The organism is Streptomyces sp. NPDC017246 (assembly GCF_044331325.1).
Classification (GTDB): domain Bacteria; phylum Actinomycetota; class Actinomycetes; order Streptomycetales; family Streptomycetaceae; genus Streptomyces.
On the sequence record NZ_JBIRMW010000007.1, the window covers coordinates 46859 to 63468 of the forward strand.

Annotated in this window: 14 protein-coding genes; all 14 read right to left on the reverse strand. The window is 72.5% G+C overall.

From position 1 onward, the window contains the following. The 14 genes from ACH4MY_RS17750 to ACH4MY_RS17815 all read right to left on the reverse strand — a co-directional run bounded on the left by ACH4MY_RS17750 (window position 1) and on the right by ACH4MY_RS17815 (window position 15892). Window positions 1-1176 (reverse strand): glycosyltransferase family 4 protein, encoded by a 1176-nt coding sequence (locus tag ACH4MY_RS17750; RefSeq protein WP_398003980.1) that lies wholly within the window; start codon window positions 1174-1176, stop codon window positions 1-3. 31 nt (window positions 1177-1207) lie between these two features. Further along, entirely contained in the window at window positions 1208-2110 is a 903-nt protein-coding gene (locus tag ACH4MY_RS17755; RefSeq protein WP_398003982.1) for a sugar phosphate nucleotidyltransferase, read from the reverse strand. After that, the gene (locus ACH4MY_RS17760) at window positions 2098-3396 is read right to left on the reverse strand and encodes an FAD-dependent oxidoreductase (RefSeq protein WP_398003984.1); all 1299 of its coding nucleotides are present in this window, start codon (window positions 3394-3396) and stop codon (window positions 2098-2100) included. Before ACH4MY_RS17760 ends, ACH4MY_RS17755 begins: the two co-directional genes overlap by 13 nt. Next, window positions 3390-3932, reverse strand: a complete 543-nt coding sequence (locus tag ACH4MY_RS17765; RefSeq protein ID WP_398003985.1) for a hypothetical protein — start codon at window positions 3930-3932, stop codon at window positions 3390-3392. Before ACH4MY_RS17765 ends, ACH4MY_RS17760 begins: the two co-directional genes overlap by 7 nt. A gap of 101 nt (window positions 3933-4033) precedes the next feature. Continuing rightward, complete coding sequence (locus ACH4MY_RS17770; protein ID WP_398003987.1) at window positions 4034-5404, reverse strand: MFS transporter; 1371 nt, start codon at window positions 5402-5404, stop codon at window positions 4034-4036. Then, window positions 5401-6747, reverse strand: coding sequence for a galactosyltransferase-related protein (locus ACH4MY_RS17775; RefSeq protein ID WP_398003989.1), 1347 nt, complete (start codon window positions 6745-6747; stop codon window positions 5401-5403). Before ACH4MY_RS17775 ends, ACH4MY_RS17770 begins: the two co-directional genes overlap by 4 nt. Continuing rightward, window positions 6740-7789 carry a hypothetical protein gene (locus tag ACH4MY_RS17780; RefSeq protein ID WP_398003991.1) on the reverse strand — a complete coding sequence of 350 codons (1050 nt, stop codon included), beginning with the start codon at window positions 7787-7789 and terminating at the stop codon, window positions 6740-6742. The genes ACH4MY_RS17775 and ACH4MY_RS17780 overlap by 8 nt, the downstream gene beginning before the upstream one ends. A gap of 244 nt (window positions 7790-8033) precedes the next feature. Continuing rightward, entirely contained in the window at window positions 8034-9680 is a 1647-nt protein-coding gene (locus ACH4MY_RS17785) for a phosphoglucomutase, alpha-D-glucose phosphate-specific (protein WP_398003992.1), read from the reverse strand. A gap of 97 nt (window positions 9681-9777) precedes the next feature. Further along, window positions 9778-10827, reverse strand: coding sequence for a hypothetical protein (locus ACH4MY_RS17790; RefSeq protein WP_398003994.1), 1050 nt, complete (start codon window positions 10825-10827; stop codon window positions 9778-9780). 137 nt (window positions 10828-10964) lie between these two features. Further along, entirely contained in the window at window positions 10965-11384 is a 420-nt protein-coding gene (locus tag ACH4MY_RS17795; RefSeq protein ID WP_398003996.1) for a peptidase inhibitor family I36 protein, read from the reverse strand. Window positions 11385-11416: 32 nt separating this feature from the next. Next, window positions 11417-12439: a zinc-binding dehydrogenase gene (locus ACH4MY_RS17800; protein WP_398003998.1), complete on the reverse strand. Its 1023-nt coding sequence runs from the start codon at window positions 12437-12439 to the stop codon at window positions 11417-11419. Between the two features lie 26 nt (window positions 12440-12465). Continuing rightward, complete coding sequence (locus tag ACH4MY_RS17805) at window positions 12466-13380, reverse strand: inositol monophosphatase family protein (RefSeq protein ID WP_398004000.1); 915 nt, start codon at window positions 13378-13380, stop codon at window positions 12466-12468. After that, the gene (locus ACH4MY_RS17810; protein WP_398004002.1) at window positions 13377-14648 is read right to left on the reverse strand and encodes an aspartate aminotransferase family protein; all 1272 of its coding nucleotides are present in this window, start codon (window positions 14646-14648) and stop codon (window positions 13377-13379) included. Before ACH4MY_RS17810 ends, ACH4MY_RS17805 begins: the two co-directional genes overlap by 4 nt. After that, complete coding sequence (locus tag ACH4MY_RS17815; protein ID WP_398004003.1) at window positions 14645-15892, reverse strand: MFS transporter; 1248 nt, start codon at window positions 15890-15892, stop codon at window positions 14645-14647. The genes ACH4MY_RS17810 and ACH4MY_RS17815 overlap by 4 nt, the downstream gene beginning before the upstream one ends. Window positions 15893-16610: the final 718 nt, after the last annotated feature.

Genomic DNA, 16610 nt, shown 5'->3' on the forward strand with positions numbered 1-16610 from the left:
TCACCCGACGGGGTCGCTGCCGTCCGGGCTCCACGACGCGCGCACGCCTTCCAGGAGCCGTTCCGTCTGGTCGAGCATGCGGCGCACGTTGAACTCCCTGCGCACGGTGGAGAGGGCGTTCGCGACCAGCCGCGCGCGGAGCTGTTCGTCGGCCGCGAGCCGTGTCAGCGCCTCGGCCCAGACGCCTTCGGCGTGGGGGGACAGCCGCAGTCCGACATGGGGGTCGCCGATGACCTCACGCAGACCGCTCACATCGCTGACGACCGTGGGGCGGCCCGCGGCCATCGCCTCCAGGACGGCCAGCCCGAGCCCCTCGGCGAGACTGGGCTGCACCACGACATCGCACTCCCGGTACACGGCGGGCATGTCGTCGAGGGCCAGGTCCTGGCGGAGCGTGACCCGGTCCTCCAGGTCGAGCTCCTTGACGAGTGCGAGGAGCCGCTCGTAGAAGCCTAGGTCGGAGGAGTGGGCGCGGCCCGCGATGACGAGGTGGGCGTCGAGGCCTCCGGAGATCAGCCGGGCCAGCACGCGGACCATGAAGTCCTGCTGCTTGCGGGGGGCGATCCGGCCGCTGAGGACGATGACGAACCGTCCGTCGGGCCGCCTCGGCCCCTCGGTCGCGAACCGTTCGCACTCGATGCCGTGCGGGATGTGGTGGGTGGTCTCCAGCGGACTGCCGTACGCGAGTGCCTTGTCGTGGTAGAACCGGCTGCCCGCCACCAGCGCGTTGACCGGCAGGGCCGCGTAGACCAGCCGGGCCCGGCCCCGGCCGAGGGGTCCGCGTTCGGGCTCCTGCTCGTGGAAGTTGGCCACGAGGGGGCGGCCGTGGGTCAGGGCGACCATGCTGCCGAGGACGGCCGTCTCGTGGCTGTTGGCGAAGACGACGTCCGGGGTGCCCCAGGTGTCGACGAGGGAGGAGAGTTCCCCCGCCGTGCTGAACTGCATCTGCTCCCAGCGGAGTTTGGTGGGGTCGTCCAGAAGGTCCCGGTAGGCCAGCAGCCGCCGGACGCGGGCCTGGCCGTCGGTGTCGTCGGCGGGAGCGGTGACACGATCGCCGTCGGTGGCGACCATCACGTCGTGGCCGCGGGCCGCCAGCCCGGTGGCGACCGTGCGGATGTAGGACTCCGCGCCGCCGATCAGGGGGTGGTAGGCCGGGGCGAGGACAAGGATGCGCATGCGGTCTCCGAGATTGATCCGGCTTTCGGGGTCAGGCGACGCAGCCGTCGGCCACGATGGTGTGTGCGGGGACGGTCGCTCCGGGGAGGACGACCGTGTCGTGCAGCCAGGCGCCGGCTTCCACGACGGCCCGGTCCGCGACGTGGACACGGCCGGTGAGCCGCGCCGACGGGTGGACGCGGGCGGTGGAGGCGACGTGGCGGGCGTCACCGCCTCCCGGCTGCCGGGACGCGAGGTCGTCGAGGACGGCCCGCCGATAGGAGTCGATGGTCCCCAGGTCGTCCCATCTCCCCAGCCAGGGGGCGAGGGTCACCTCGGCCCGTTCGGCCAGCAGTTCGGGGATGAGGTCGGCGCCGAAGTCGTAGATACGGTCGTTCGGAACGCGTTTCAGCAGTTCGGGGCGGAGACAGTAGGCTCCGCCGCTGATCCAGCTCCGGCGGCCCGCGGCCCAGGACGGCTTCTCCTCCAGCGCCGTGGGGCGCCCGCCGGCGTCGAGCCGGAAGACGCCGAACCGCGATCCGTCGTCCACCTCGACGGCGAGCACGGTCAGCTCGCTCCCGGACTCCTCGTGTCGCCGTACCAGCTCCCCGAGGGCACCGTTGCCCAGGTAGAGGTCTCCGGAGACCACGAGAACGGTGTCGGCGGCGGCGAGTTCGTCCTGGAAGGTGAGCATCGAACCGGCCGGTCCGCGCAGCCGTTCCTCCCGGCGGGTGATCACCGGCAGGGCCGGCTCGGCGGAGGCGAGGTACGCCTCGGCCGCCGCCGCGTGATGGTGCAGGTTGCACAGGACCCGGTCGGGCCCGAGGGAGGCCACCTGGTCGACCAGACGCCCCAGGATGGTGGTCGGACCGAGAGGGAGCAGGGGTTTGGGCAGCCGGCCCGTGAGGGGCATCAGCCTGCTGCCGGCACCGGCACCGAGTATCAGGCACTCCACCGGTCGTTCTCCTTCCGTTGCGAGGGTGCGGGGACGAGACGGGCCGGTCCCGGGCCGTCGAAGAGTGCGGCGCGGCTGAACAGCGGTGTCATCTCCCAGTCCTCGGCGGCCCAGGACGACTCGCCGGGGCCGTACGGCCCGAGCGGGGACCCCGCGGCCGCCGGGGAGGGATCGCGCAGGCGGTCGAGGTCGGTGAGACGGGCGAGCCGGTCCAGACAGCGGTCCGCGTACAGAGGGGCGAGGACGAACTTGCCCGGCAGGACGGCCACCGCGTTGTCCCAGCCGACATCGAGGACACCGCCTTCCGGCAGGCCGCCGTCATCGGGCACGTCCACCTCGATCTTTCCGGCGGGATAGAGCCCCCACCGGGCGTCGGGGTCGTCCCACAGGCCGGGGACGTGGGTGGCCAGTACCCGGGAGACGGCGCCGAGCCAGGAGCGGCGGGCGTCCTCGTCCTCGGCGCTCGGCCAGAAGTTGACGAAGGTCGACATGAGGTACACGCGGTCCCGGCCGGCCGGCCGGGAGGCCACGAACAGCCCCTGTGCGCTGTCCTCGGGCAGGCAGAACGCGCCGGGCAGGTCACGGCCGCTGCGGCAGACCAGCATGTAGGACAGCCGGGTCCGCATGCCGAGGGCGCGCGCCCAGGGTCCCAGCAGGCCGGGTGTACCGAGCCCGGCGGCCAGCACGTAGGCGGGGGCCGACACCGTCAGGGTCCCCTCGTCGGTGAGGATCTCCAGGGCCGACACCGCCCGGCCGGAGAGCCGGGGCAGCACGGCACGGCCGCGCACCCCGGGGGTGGACGCCGCGATACCCGCCACGGCACGCACGGCGGCACGGGGGGACACGGTCGCCTCCGGTACCGCGAACGTCCCGACCGTACCGGCGAGGCCCGGTGCGCCGACCTCCTTCCAGGGCATGCCGAGCGAGGTCCAGGCGGCCAGGGTCTCCTCCCTCTCCCCCGCTCCGGTGAACCCGATGACGCTCTCCTCGCCGACGAAGGCGTCCCCGCCCGCCCCGGCGAGGCGGCGGCTCCACCACTCCGCGCAGCCGTCCAGGACGCTCTGCTGGGGCGCGCCGAGCCGGCGGTAGATGTAGCCGCGGTGCAGATAGCCGTGGCAGTGACCGGTCTGGCCCGCGCCGAGACCACGCTGCTCCACGAGGAGGACCGGTACGCCGCGCTGTCGGAGCCGCTCGGTGACCAGCAGTCCGGTGACGCCGGCGCCCACCACGACGACACCCGGCCAGCGGATCGACCCGCCCGGTCCGCCGGCCGCCGGGGTCACCACGGTCCCGTCCCGGACGTGAAGCCGGTGATGTGCTCGGTGATCAGGCACCGCCCCTCACCTGCCGGTTCCAGCACCAGCGTCCGCACCGGCCAGACGACACCCGGCGCCCCGGGGCGGAGGAGGCGGCGTCCGACGGCCCCCGCGGTGGCGGGTACGGAGAGCTCCGCACGGAACCTCGCGCTCTCGAACCGGATCTGGCGGTGCTCCCGCTCCACCGCGCCGGAGGGCGATGCCAGGTGCGCCAGCTCCCGGAGGCCGGGCGGGAGGACCAGCGGGGCGGGGCAGGTGGGGATGCCGTCACGGACGCGGAACACGACTCCCCCGAAACCGCCGGGCACGGGGTGGGCGACGCCCAGGTCCTCGCCGACCGCGCAGAGGACGGCGTCGGGGGGCACGCTCGGCATCACCACACGGGTCCGCCCTCCGGCGACGGCGGCCACATGTCCGTGACGTACGTCGATGTGGAAGAGGACTCCTTCGCGGACGAGCGGTCCGCGCACCGCGGCGGCCGGGACTCCCAGCCGGTGCACGGTCACGGTGTCGTCCGCGGGTCGGTCCGGGGCAGCCGGGCCCTCCGACCGCGCCACTGTGCAGTCCGGCTCCCCCGCCGGCGGCCCGGCTCCGTGCCGAAGCCGGTTCACTCCGCCCCTGCCCGGCTTTCGGGCGCCCGGGAGCCGGGGGCCACCGGGCCTGGCCCGTCCCCTTCGGACGGTACGGCCCCGCCCGCCGCGCGGAGCTCCGGGAAGCGCACCGCCTGCGGCAGCCCGGACGAGGCTGCCGCGAAGCACAGTCCGCCCACCGCGATGACGAGGGCGAGCAGGATCCAGGTCAGCGCCGCGGAGTACTGGAAGACGACACCGAAGCAGATCGGGAAGAGCGCCATGCCCACCGCGCCCGAGGTCTGGAACACGGCGACGGTCCGGCCGCGCACGGCGTCCGGAGCCGATTCGGTCATCAGGGCGTTGGACGCGGGCATGTACAGCGCGTCGACCACCGCGAGGACCACGCCGACGAACACCACCACCGTCCACGCCAGCGGCGACTGCCGCTCCGGGAGGAGCGCCATCAGGAGCAGCGAGGCGGACAGCAGTCCGGCGGAGAAGCAGATGACCCCGGCGCGGGAACGGAAGCGCACCGCGTGGCTGAGCGGCGTCTGGATCAGCGCCGCGATCCCGGTGTTCAGCGCGAAGAGCAGCGTGGACACGTAGACCGGCATGTCCCACCGCTCCACGAAGAGCACCGGCAGCGCCACGGAGGGCAGCAGCATGACAGGGCTGAACAGCACCTGCCCGAGGCTGAACAGGAGGTTGGTGCGGCCGGAGAGGACGGTGCGCCAGCCCCGTACGGCCTGGAGGAGTTCGGGGTCCTCGTCGTCCCCGTCCGCCGGGTCCGTCCCGCTGTCGGCGGTCCTGGCCATGGGCTGGAGGACGAACAGCAGCGCGGCCGCCAGACACGTGAGGATGTTGATGACGACCAGCCAGCGTGCCCCGCTGACGGCGCTGACGGCCAGCACCGCGGTCGCGAGGAACGCACCGAGGCCCATGGCCCCCGCCTTGACGGACTCCAGGAAGGCGAACCAGCGCTCGAACGGGCGGCCGTTGCTGAGGGCGTGGACGTACGAGGACCAGCAGGCCCAGTACATCCGGTCCGCCACGGCGACCAGCAGCATGGCCAGGAAGATCCCCACCAGACCGTCCGCCAGCAGGTACAGCACGTAACCCGCCGCCGAGATGACGTTGTTGGAGACCATGGCGGCCCTGGGGCCGAGGCGGTCCGTCATCGCCCCGCCCGCCAGGCCGGCGGGCAGCGACAGCAGGGTGGCCGCCGTGAGGGCGGCGCCGAGCTGTGCGACCGGGACGTCCGTGGTGAGGGTGAAGTACAGCAGGGAGATGGGGATCATCAGTCCCACGCCCACGGTGTCCACCAGGACCGCGGCCGTCGTCCGGCGCACCTCGGTCAGCGGCGGTACGCCGAACCGGGCCGCGAACCCCTTGCTCTGCGCGCTCACGTCGTATCCGTCCTTGTGTCGTGCGGCATCTCGCGCGCGTACTTCCCGGGGTCGCCCAGCGGCCCCGGGTCGGCGGGCCGCGGTGTTCTGGCGATGTGCTGGTTGGCCCGGCGGCCGTCGGCGTCGACCATGACCGGCCGGCGGTGCCACAGATGGGCGAGGGGCCTGTCCCAGCGGGGCACGGAGGTGTGCCGCAGCACCTGCCGGTAGAACTCGTTGTCCTCGTCGCCCCAGCCGCGGAACCGCTCGTCGTAGCCGCCCACGGTCTCGAAGAGGTCCCGGGTGACGCTGACGTATCCGCCCCACACGTCGCGGAGCGCGAAGCCCCTCAGCCGGCCCGCGTCGGCGCTCGCCGGGCCGCCGGGCGCCAGCCGCGAGCGGATGGCCCGGCCGCTGCTGACCTGGTCGAGGAAGAGCAGGTCGCCGTAGGGCAGCAGGGCCGGAGGCCCGTCGTCGAGGCAGGCCACCACGCGGCTCAGATGGTCGCGCTCCACCACCATGTCCGCGTCGTGGAAGCACAGATGGCGCGTCCCGGGGAAGGCCGCCGCTCCGGCGTTCAGCGCCCAGCTCTTGTTGAAGGCGCCGGGGTTGGGGAGGAACAGGTACGCGTCGACGAGGTCGGCGAGGTAGCGGTCCATCCGGGGCCGTACGTCCTGCTCCACGACGACGACGCGGTACGCGGACCGGTCGAGGTCCTGCCGTACGGCGGAGGCGACGGCGGCCACGGCGTTGCGGGCCCGGCCGGTGTCGGAGGGGTGTGCCCGGACGGGGATGACGACCGTGACGGCCGGGTCGCCCGCGCCCGGCCGGTCCGGGGCGGGGGCGATCCGGTCGGTGAGGAGCGCGCGGACGTCCTCGGGGGTGTCGGGGACGGCGGGTTCGTCGCCGGCGGGCCGCCGGTACTCCGCGCCGAGGTGGTACCGGACGACGCTGGTACGCGCCACCTCGGCGAGCAACGGCGCGAGCCGGGCGTCGAGCGCGCGGTCACGGGCCAGTTCGGCCGCCACGGCCGCTTCGACATGGCGGTGCGCGGCGGCGTCGGCAGGGTCGACGGCGAGCCGGTGGAGGGCGTGCGAGACCGAGGTCTCGGGCCAGGAGTGCGACAGGAGCGCCGCTCTGACCGCGGAGTGGGCGCTCTCCGTCTCCTTCCAGGTGCTGGCGTTGACGGCGGCTTCCGGATCGCATGCGCTCACGTACGCGCCCGTCGCGTCACGTGCGGTCGACTCACGGGCCGCCGAGTCGCGGGCCGCCGTGTCGCGGGCCGTTGTCTCGCGGGCCGTCGTCCCGGGGGCTGCGGTGTCGTCGGTTCCGGCCGGCAGGCGGTTCAGGGTGGAGTCAGACACGGCCGAGCCCTTCGCCGGAGAGTGCCGTACCTGTCGGGACGGTCGCCGTGGCGGCCGGTACGAGTTCCCGTACCGGCGTCAGCGCACGACGCGGGTTGTGGTGGAAGAGCTGCCCGAAGGCCCGGGCATCGGCGATGTCGGAGACGTTGCGCCGCTGGACGGCGAGACCACCGGAGCCGGCCGCCACGATGCCGTCGGTGCGGTACCAGAGGCCGCTGCCCTCCCGGTGGTGCAGCTCCTCACCGGCGAGGAACGGCACGCTGGTGTCGTCCGTGATCCCGATCAGGCGCTCCGGACCGAGGTACTCCAGGGTGCGGCGGCAGACGGCCAGGTCGACGTGGTCGCCGTCGAAGTTGAGGAACGGCAGCAGGCTTCCCTCCCGGGCGGCCCGCAGCAGGGTCGCGGGCACCGGCCCGAGCAGCCGGTCGAGGTCCGCCGACTCCCAGTCGGCGGCGAGCACCGGCTTCAACTGCTCCGCGCGGCCGGCTCGTTCCTCCGCGGTACGCCAGACGTGCCGGAAGGCGCGCGGCATGTCGTTGTAGAGGTGGTCGGTGAGGAGGACGTCCGGGCCGGGGCCGTAACGATCCTGCACGTGTGCGATGAGCGCGCGGGTGCGTTCGGCGCTCCGTTCGGGTGCGTCGTGCTGGAAGTGACCGAGGGCGATCTTGACCCCGTTGGCGTAGCAGAGGTCGATCACGTCCCGGTAGGTGAGGCCGTCGTCCAGCTCGTCGTCCAGGTCTCCCATGTCCGGGCCCATGACGATGTACCGGAGTCCGTAGCGGCCCAGCGCGGCGATGCGCTCCCACTCCCGGGCGGTGGGCGACCAGATGCCGCGCGGGGGCACCCCGCCCGTCCGTCCCAGGAGGGGGCCCTCCACGGAGAATCCGAGAATGGCCGGGAAGGAGGCCCGGTTCTCGTGCCAGGCGCACATCACGTCCGTCAGTCCGGGAATGTGATCGCGCCCGAGAAAAACGCCGGGGACGACATCGAACCCGTTCTCCGTGGCGAGATCGTCGACCCTGCGCAGTTCACCGGGGAGCATCGAACTGTAGTCGATCGCGCCGATTCCATGTGTGTGAATGAGAATGGGCCGCTCGTTCAATTCATTTTCTCCGAAACCTTGTTGGGTGTCCGTACCCGGAACGGCTTCATACTTCCGAATCACCGCAGATCTCGTCTACGTGTTCAATTCCCAAGTCGGACAGGTTGATCGGGGGCGGGGACGGGTGTTCAACCGCATGACGAAGCGGTTGAACACCGTCCGGATTCCGCGCCGGCGCGGCCGGTCAGTCCTTGATCGCCCTCGCCACCCTCGCCTGTGCCTCTTCGAGGACACGCGCGAGATGGTCGGGGCCGAGGAAGGACTCGGCGTAGACCTTGTGGACGTGCTCCGTGCCGGACGGGCGGGCCGCGAACCAGGCGTTGCGGGTCGACACCTTGATGCCGCCCAGCGGTGTGCCGCTGCCCGGGGCGCGCGTGAGCACCGAGACGACGTCCTCGCCCGCGAGCGCGCCTCCCGGCAGCCGGTCGGCGGTCAGTCCGGCCAGCGCGGTCCGCTGCCGGGGAGTGGCGGGCGCGTCGGTCCGCACGGAGTACGGGCGGCCGAGCCGGGCGGTGAGCCTCTCCCAGTGCTCCGACGGAGAGGCGCCGGTGACGGCGATGATCTCGGCGGCCAGCAGGGCCGGGACGATGCCGTCCTTGTCGGTGGTCCACACCGAGCCGTCCCGGCGCAGGAACGACGCCCCGGCCGATTCCTCGCCGCCCCAGCAGAGCCGGCCGGTCCGCAGCCCCTCGGTGAACCACTTGAAGCCGACCGGCACTTCGACCAGCGGCCGCCCCAGATCGGCGGCGACCCGGTCCATCAACGCCGTGGTCACGACGCTCTTCCCGATCCCGGCGGCCGCGGGCCAGCGGTCGCGGTGCGCGTGCAGATGGGCGGCGGCCGCCGCCATGTAGTGGTTGGCGGGGAGCAGTCCGCCGTCCGGGGTGACGATGCCGTGCCGGTCGGCGTCCGCGTCATTGGCGACGATCACGTCGAAGCGGTGGCGCTGCCCGGTCAGCGGCGCCATGGTGTGCGGCGACGAGCAGTCGGTGCGGAGCCTGCCGTCCCCGTCCGGGGCGAGGAACCACCATGTCGGGTCGGTGCGGTCGTCGAGTACGGCCAGGTCGAGACCGTACTGCTCGGCGATCCGCCCCCAATAGGCGACCGAGGCGCCGCCCAGCGGATCCGCGCCGATCCGTACGCCGCTCGCGCGTACGGCCTGCAGGTCGAGCACGGTCCCCAGGTCGTCGACATAGCCGCCGAGGAAGTCGTGCCGCCCGGTCGTGTCCAGGGCCTCGGCACGGGTGAAGGGCACCCGGCGCACCTCGGTCAGCCCGCCGGCGACGAGCGCGTTGGCACGCTGCTCGATCCACGAGGTGGTCGTCGCGGACGCGGGTCCGCCGTGCGGTTCGTTGTACTTGTAGCCCCCGTCGCCCGGCGGGTTGTGCGACGGGGTGATCACGACGCCGTCCGCCGGGGCCACCGCGCCGTACCGCCGGTTGTGCGCGAGGATCGCGTGGGAGACGGCCGGAGTCGGGGTGTGGCCCCCGGAGGCGTCCCGCAGGACGGTGACGCCGTTGCCGGCGAACACCTCCAGGGCGGTGATCCAGGCCGGTTCCGACAGCGCGTGCGGATCCTTCCCGAGGAACAGCGGGCCCGTGATGCCCCGGGCGGCGCGCTGCTCGGCGATCGCCTGGCTGATGGCGGCGATGTGATCGTCGTTGAACGCCGTGTCGAGGGAGGCGCCGCGATGTCCGTTGGTCCCGAACACGACCCGTTGGCCGGGTTCCCCCGGATCGGGACGAAGGGTGTAGTACGCGTCGACCACCCGGTCGACGTCTATCAGGTCCTTCTCGCTCCGTACATCGGCTTCCGCCCGGTTCTCGGGCACGATTCCCCTCCCTGTCCGTCGGCCGCCGCGGCGGCCCTGACGTCCCATGACGTGGTTCCCTGACGTTCTTCGCCGGTCCGCGCCCCGCCGGCGCGGGTCATGCCACGGGGTCCCGTGTGCGCGCGTGGTGGGCCTGTTCGAACTCGGCGGCGAAGGACTGCCAGATCTCGGAGTAGCCGCGCATCAGCTTGGCCAGGGGGTCGAGACAGTGCGGTGGCACGGCGGACGTACCGTTCCGCCGCCGCTCGCGCACCGCGGCGGTGCAGACCCCGAGCAGGCGCAGGATCTCGCGGCCGCTCTCCGTGAGCCGCAGCGACGGGTCCCGGCGCAGGCTCTCGGCGATCTGGGTGAGTGCTTCGGCCGAGGGCATGCCGGCGGCCCCGCCGGCCCCCGTCGCGGACCGGTGGGTCTCCCGGCGCTCGGCCGACTCCACCGCGCGCCGCAGACGGTCGGGCAGCGGGTCGGCGCCGCGCAGCAGCCTGTCCCGTACGTCGGCCGCCGTGGCGGGCGATATCCCGGCCGTCCGGGCGACCTGCCGAAGCGAGGCGGTCGGGTCGCGCCTCAGCAGCTCACTCGCCCGGGCCCGGCCCTCGGTGGAGTTGACGGGCCTGGCGCGCCCGTCGTGCCCGATCCGGGTGCCGGTGGTGGCGCCGGCGACGTGCTTGCGGAGCCGTGCCACCGTCGCCGCGGAGACCCCGGCGACGGTGGCGACGCTCCGGTCCGACCAGAACGGGTGGGAGGTCAGGATGCGCCGGGCGGCGCTGGTCCGGTCGGTCCTGGAGAGCGGGAGTCCGTGCCCCGCGTTGAGGGAGACGGACAGGACGAACACCTCGTGCTCCTCGCCCTCGAAGAACTGCGCACCGATCTGTGACAGCCCCCGCAGCAACGCGGCGCGCACCCGGTGCGCCCCGTCGACGACCCGCAGGGTGGCCCGGTGCACCACGATCGGCGGGAGCGCGGTCTCCTGTTCGCCGAGCAGCCGCACATGGCCGGGATCCTCGCCGCGTACCCGCGGCGACCCGGCGATCAGGAGCGAGGCCACGGGGACCTGCACCACGGGCGACCTGTGTATCTCCCCGATGCTCCGGGCGACCTGGCGGGCGGCCGTTCCGTGGTCGTCGAGGTACGCTCCGCTGCTGTCGATCATCACATTCCTCTCGTGCGTCCGTTCCGGTCGGATGGCCTCCACCCTCGGAGCGGGCGTCTCGCGGTCGTCACGCGATGAGGCTCTGTGCCTGGTGCGGGGAGCTGGGGTGCGACAGGAGGTGATCTTCGGGGAGCGGGTCAGGCCGTCCGGCCGGGCACCCACGCGCTCAGCGGGACGAAGGTGCCGAGGTCGGCGACCCCGGCGCCCGCGGCGACGCCGTACGGGCCGCCCAGGCAGTCGTCGCCCGGGAAGAGGACCGCGCTGGTGGAGTGGGTGTTGACCGCGGACTTCACTCGCCCTGCCCAGCCGTGGTCGACGAGGCTGACGCAGGTACCGCCGCCGGTGAGCGAGGAGAGGGGAAGACGGTCACCGGCGAAGTCGCCCTCGGAGAACAGGCACAGCGCGCCGGTCGGGCAGTCGGCAGGCTGAGCGGCGTGGACGGTGGCGGGTGTCAGAGCGGCGAGGGCGAGCGCGGCCGCCGACGCGGCGGCCGCGAGCGGCGCCCACGCGCGGGACGGCCGCGCCGGCGTACGGATCGTCGCGCCGGGCCTGTTCATGTGAGGCGCTCCTTCGTGGGTGCGGGCGGGGTTCACTGCTCGTCCTCGCTGACGATGACGACCTTGGCTCCCCGGTAGCCGTCGCCGTTGACACCGATGACCTCGAGCGCACGCTCGTACTCGTCGAGCGGAATGCGGTGGGTGACCACACGCTCCAGCGGCAGGTGCTCGGCCAGGGCGAGGGCACGGGGGAAGGACGGGGCGTTGTAGTCGCCGGCGCCGACGATGCGCAGGCCGCGGCGGAGGATGTCCAGCGGCTGGACGGTCACCCGGGAGCGGTCGTCGAAGCCCATGATCACGACCGTTCCGGCGGTGTCCACCAGGTCGAGCGCCGTGTCGAGCAGGCTTCCGACGGTGTCGACGACCGTGCGGGACCTGGGGGCGAGCGCGGCGCCCTCCGGGTCGGTGACGGTGAGCGGGGCGGACACCGGAAGGTCGTGCAGGATCTTGCCCGCGAGCTCACGCCGGAACGGGTCGGTCTCGACGAGCACGACTCCGCTGCCGAGGTGGAGGGCCGCCATCGCGGTGACCAGTCCGATGGGGCCCGCGCCCAGGACCGTCACGGCCTCGCCGGGGACGACGGACGCCGCGTCGAGGTTGTTGAGCACGCACGCCAGCGGTTCCACGACCACGGCGCGGTTCCAGCTCAGCCCTTCGGGCAGCGGGTGGAGGAACCGGGCGGGGAGGACGATGTAGTCGGCGAAGGATCCGTCTCGGTCGAGACCGACCTCGGTGCCGGCCTTGTTGACGCAGTGCTGGAACCGCGCCGCGGCGCACTGGTGGCAGTCCGAGCAGTAGAGCGTGGGGTTGATCACGACCCGGTCGCCGGGCGCGAACCGGCTGCCCGGCCCCGCGCTTTCGACCCGGCCGACGGCTTCGTGGCCCATGACCACGCCGGTCTCCGCCGGGAACTTGCCTGTCAGTACGCCGCGGTCGGTGCCGCAGATGCCGGTCTGCACCACGCGGACCCGTACGTCGTCGGGCCGGGTCAGCGGCGGATCCGGGCGGGTGCTGCGGACGAGGGTGCCGTCGTGGGCGAGAGTGAGCGCGCGCATGGAACCTCCGTGTGCGGGGTGGGATGTCACCAGCGGATCGTGTCGATCAGACGTGCGTGCAGCTCCCCGTTGGAGGCGGCGACGCATGAACGCTGGTTGTGGGGCGACAGATCGAGCAGTGCCGTGTCCTCGAGGCCGGCTCCGTAGGCGTCCGTGATGATCACGCCGGCCTTGCGGGCCAGGAGCACGGCGGCCGCGATGTCGTACGGGAAGAGGTGCAGGACGTCGCCACCGCCGACCCTGCGGAACTCGGACTCCGTCTCGGGCCGGTCCTTCAGGATGCGGTTGCCGATGTCGACGTAGGCGTCGAGCTGACCGGTCACGATGCGGCTGATCGAGTAGCAGGCGCTGTTGAAGACGAAGACGCCGCCGGTGTTGGCGGAGGCGTCGACCAGGTGGGCGTAGGCCTCCGTCATCAGGTGCATGGGATGTCCGTTGAACTCCAGCGACCAGAACATGTGCCGGGGATCGACGGTGCCGCTCAGCGAGGGCACGGGCGCGTCGTGATGTCCGGCCTCGACACCGTCGGTCTCCGGGCCGGTGTACATCCAGGCGCCCGACTTGAGCTCCATCAGGAGGGCGTGGGTGACGTCCCCGATGGTGGGGTCCGGTGTGTCGAACGGGGCGACGGCGATGGAGATCATCGCCATCTCCAGGCCGGCCGACGCCGGCCGGGTGCCGTCGATGGGATCGATGACGAGGAGGTGGCGCGGGTCGTCGCCGGTGTCCCGGCGGTGGTGGTCCTCCGTCAGCACCGCGAGCGGGACTGGTGCGTTGGCCAGCAGGTACTTCCATACGGCCTCTTCCGCGACCGCGTCGATGTCGAACTGGGCGTCACCGCCCGGGGAGACGCCCAGCACCCGGCGGGAGAGCTGGGCCGGGCCGGCGGCCCGAAGGGCGTCGCGGATCTCCTGCGCCGCGCCGATCAGCAGCTCCTTCACGACAGGACCTCCGTCAGCAGCGCGTCGAGGCGGTCGCACATCAGGCCGGCCTCCTGGAGCGTCATGGTGAGCGGAGGCCTGATCTTGAAGACGTTGCCGAAGCCGTACCGCGAGGTCCGGATGATCAGACCGTGGTCCATTCCCCGCTTCGCCACGGCGTTGGCGAGGTCCACGGCGGGTTCTCCGGTGCTGCCCACCATCTCGACCCCGATCATGAGACCGACTCCGCGTATGTCGCCGAGCTGGGGGAAGCGGTCCTGCAGCGCGTGCAGCCGCTGGGTGACGAACCGGCCGACGGCGGTGACGTTGTCGAGGAAGCCGGGGCGTCCGATGACGTCCAGGGTCACGTTCGCGGCGGCGGCGGCCATGACGTTCGCCCCGTAGGTGAACGAGTGGTGGTGCGCCTCCAGGCCGGCCAGTCGGTCGTTGGTGAGGATCGCCGCCACCTGGGCGCCGGACCCGCCCAGTCCCTTGGCCACGGTGATCGCGTCCGGTTCGACGCCGAAGTGGTCGGCGGCGAACATGTGGCCGGTGCGGCCGATGCCGGTCTGGATCTCGTCGAAGATCAGCACGATTCCGCGTGCGTCGCAGAATTCACGGAGCCGCTGGAAGTAGCCGGGCGGAGGCACGATGTTGCCGCCGTTTCCGGAGATGGGCTCGACCATCACCGCGGCGACCTGACCGGTGCTGGCGAACTCGATGAAGTCGTCGATCCGGTCGACGCACATCATTCCGCAGGTCGCGGGGGTCTGCCCGTAGAAGCAGCGGAAGCAGTACGGGTCGGGAACGTGCAGGCCACCGGGGAGGAGGGAGGGGAAGGGTGCCTTGCGGAAGGCGTTCCCGGAGAGCGACGCCATCATCATCGACTGGCCCAGGTGGCTGCGGAACAGCGTGATGACGTCCCGCTTCCCCGTCGCCGCCTGTGCCATCTTGATCGCGCCCTCGTTGGCGGCCGAGCCGCTGGAGACCTTGAGGTGCACCTTGGTCAGGTTCTTCGGCGAGACGGAGACCAGCCGGTCGACGAGCTCGTTGACCGGTCCGCTCTGGAAGCTCGATGTGACGTGGATCAGCTGCTCGGCCTGCTTCTGGATCGCCGCCACGACCTCGGGATGGCCGTAACCGAGGCTCAGGTTGAAGGTGGCGGCCGCGCAGTCGATGTAGTCGCGGCCCTCGGCGTCGTACAGGTAGACACCCTGCCCACCCGTCATCTTGTGGTCGGAGACCGGGTAGTACATGCCGTCCGGCGGCCGGTTGTCGGTCGTGGTCATTTCTCCCCCGGGGGTTCGGTCGTGTGGTGTCCCGCGGCTGACAGCCCACCGGTGTCCGCCGCCGCGACGGGCGGCGCCTGGAGGGGCCCGGCCGCGGTGGCGCGGCGGATCAGGGGGCCGCTCAGGGCCACCGTGACGGCGAGCAGGAGCGGGATCAGCAGAGCGGTGGAAAGGTCCGTCAGATCGGCCAGCCAGCCGACGAGCGGCGGGCCGGCGAGGAAGCCGAAGTAGCCCAGGGTCGCGGCGCGGGCGAGCGCGGCCCCCGCCTGGTCGGCGTTGAGGTTGCCGGCGGCGGTGAAGATCTGCGGCACGACGGTCGACACTCCCGCGCCGGCCAACAGCCAGCCCAGCAGGATCGGCACCAGGCTCCCGGACCAGACGACGAGGGCGAGGCCCGCGACGGCCGTCGCACCGCCCCAGCGGACGACCGAGACCGAGCCGTACCGGGCGACGACGCGGTCGCCCAGCGCCCGGCCGGTGGTCATGGCCCCGGCGAACGCGGCATAGGCGAGGGCCGACACACCGGTGTCCGCGTCCACCGTCTCCTGGAGGTGTACGCCGCCCCAGTCCGCCGCGGCCCCCTCGACCACCATGCTGCTGAAGGCGACGCAGCCCAGGAGCGTGGCGAGCAACGGCAGTCGGCCGGTACCGCCTGTCTCCGTGACGTCCTCGGCTTCCGCGGACTCCGCCTTCCCCAGGAGCCTGCCGCCCGTCGCCACGGCCGCCGCCGCGAGCAGTACGGCCGCCACCGGCAGGGAGGTCTCGCGGGAGACGTCGAGACTCAGCAGGAGGGCGCCGAGGCCCGCACCGACCACTCCTCCGACGCTGAAGACGGCATGGAAGGCGGACATGATGGGCCGTTCGTAGAGCCGCTCGACCTCCACGGCCTGCGCGTTCATGGAGACGTCCATCAGGCCGTTGGCGGCGCCGAGCAGGGCGAGCGCGACGGCCAGCCACATCAGGGAGGGGGCGAAGGCCGGCCCGACCAGGGTCAGCGGAAGCAGGACGCCGCTGATCCTGGTCACGGCGGCCGAGCCCACCCGGTCGATCAGCCGGCCGGCGACCTGCATGGCGACGAGCGCCCCACCGGCCACGACGAGCAGTGCCGCGCCGAGTTGCAGGGGGCTGAGGCCCAGGTCCCGCTTGATGTCGGGGACATGGGCCACCCACAGGGCCAGGGCCGTGCCGTTGATGCCGAAGTATCCGAAGACCGCGGCGCGGGCCGCCGCGGATCTGGGCTCCATTCAGGTGCCTCCTGTGTCGTGGGTGCCGACTGCACGCGGCGCGCTGTCGGAGGGCGCTCGACGGCCGCCGCGTTTCCGGGAAGGCGCGCGGGGGCGCATTCCATGAACCGGCTCGAAGGACATCGCTGCGGAAAAGCGGCGCACGACTCCACGTCGACGGCGAGGCCCCACCGGGCGTGTGCGCAACCGCTTTCTCGATCGCCGCGCCGAGGCCGGGATGTTTTTCGGCAGGGCGGACGGAAGGCGCCGTAGAACTGTACGAGGGGGGTGACAGCGGATCTCCCGGTCCACTGCGTTCACGGCTGCGTGGTCATTCAACGGAGGCGATCAGGTGCGTGATCTCCCGCCACGACCGCAAACGTATGTGCCCGCGCCGCGGAATTGCACCAACTTTCCCGCCGCCTTGAGCGCGGGGCGATTATCCCGCTTTTTCGGTCAAGTGACGATCACGGGCGCCGCGCGGGTTCCGGCCCCGGTCCGGCCGCCCGGCGCGGGAAGGGCGTGTTGTCGCAGATCGGCGCGGAGCGGACGGCGCGTGGACGGCGGGCCACTTAGGCCACGTCTTAAGGAAAGTCGTGACATGGTTCTCTGGCCGATTCTCGCTCTTGTACGTACCGGGCTTCGGGGCGGTGCCCTCGTCGGTGCGGCGGCGCCGGGGTGCGAGGTGTGTGCGCGCTCCCACGCCCGCCGGCAGGCCCCCGGGCTGCGATCGCGGCCA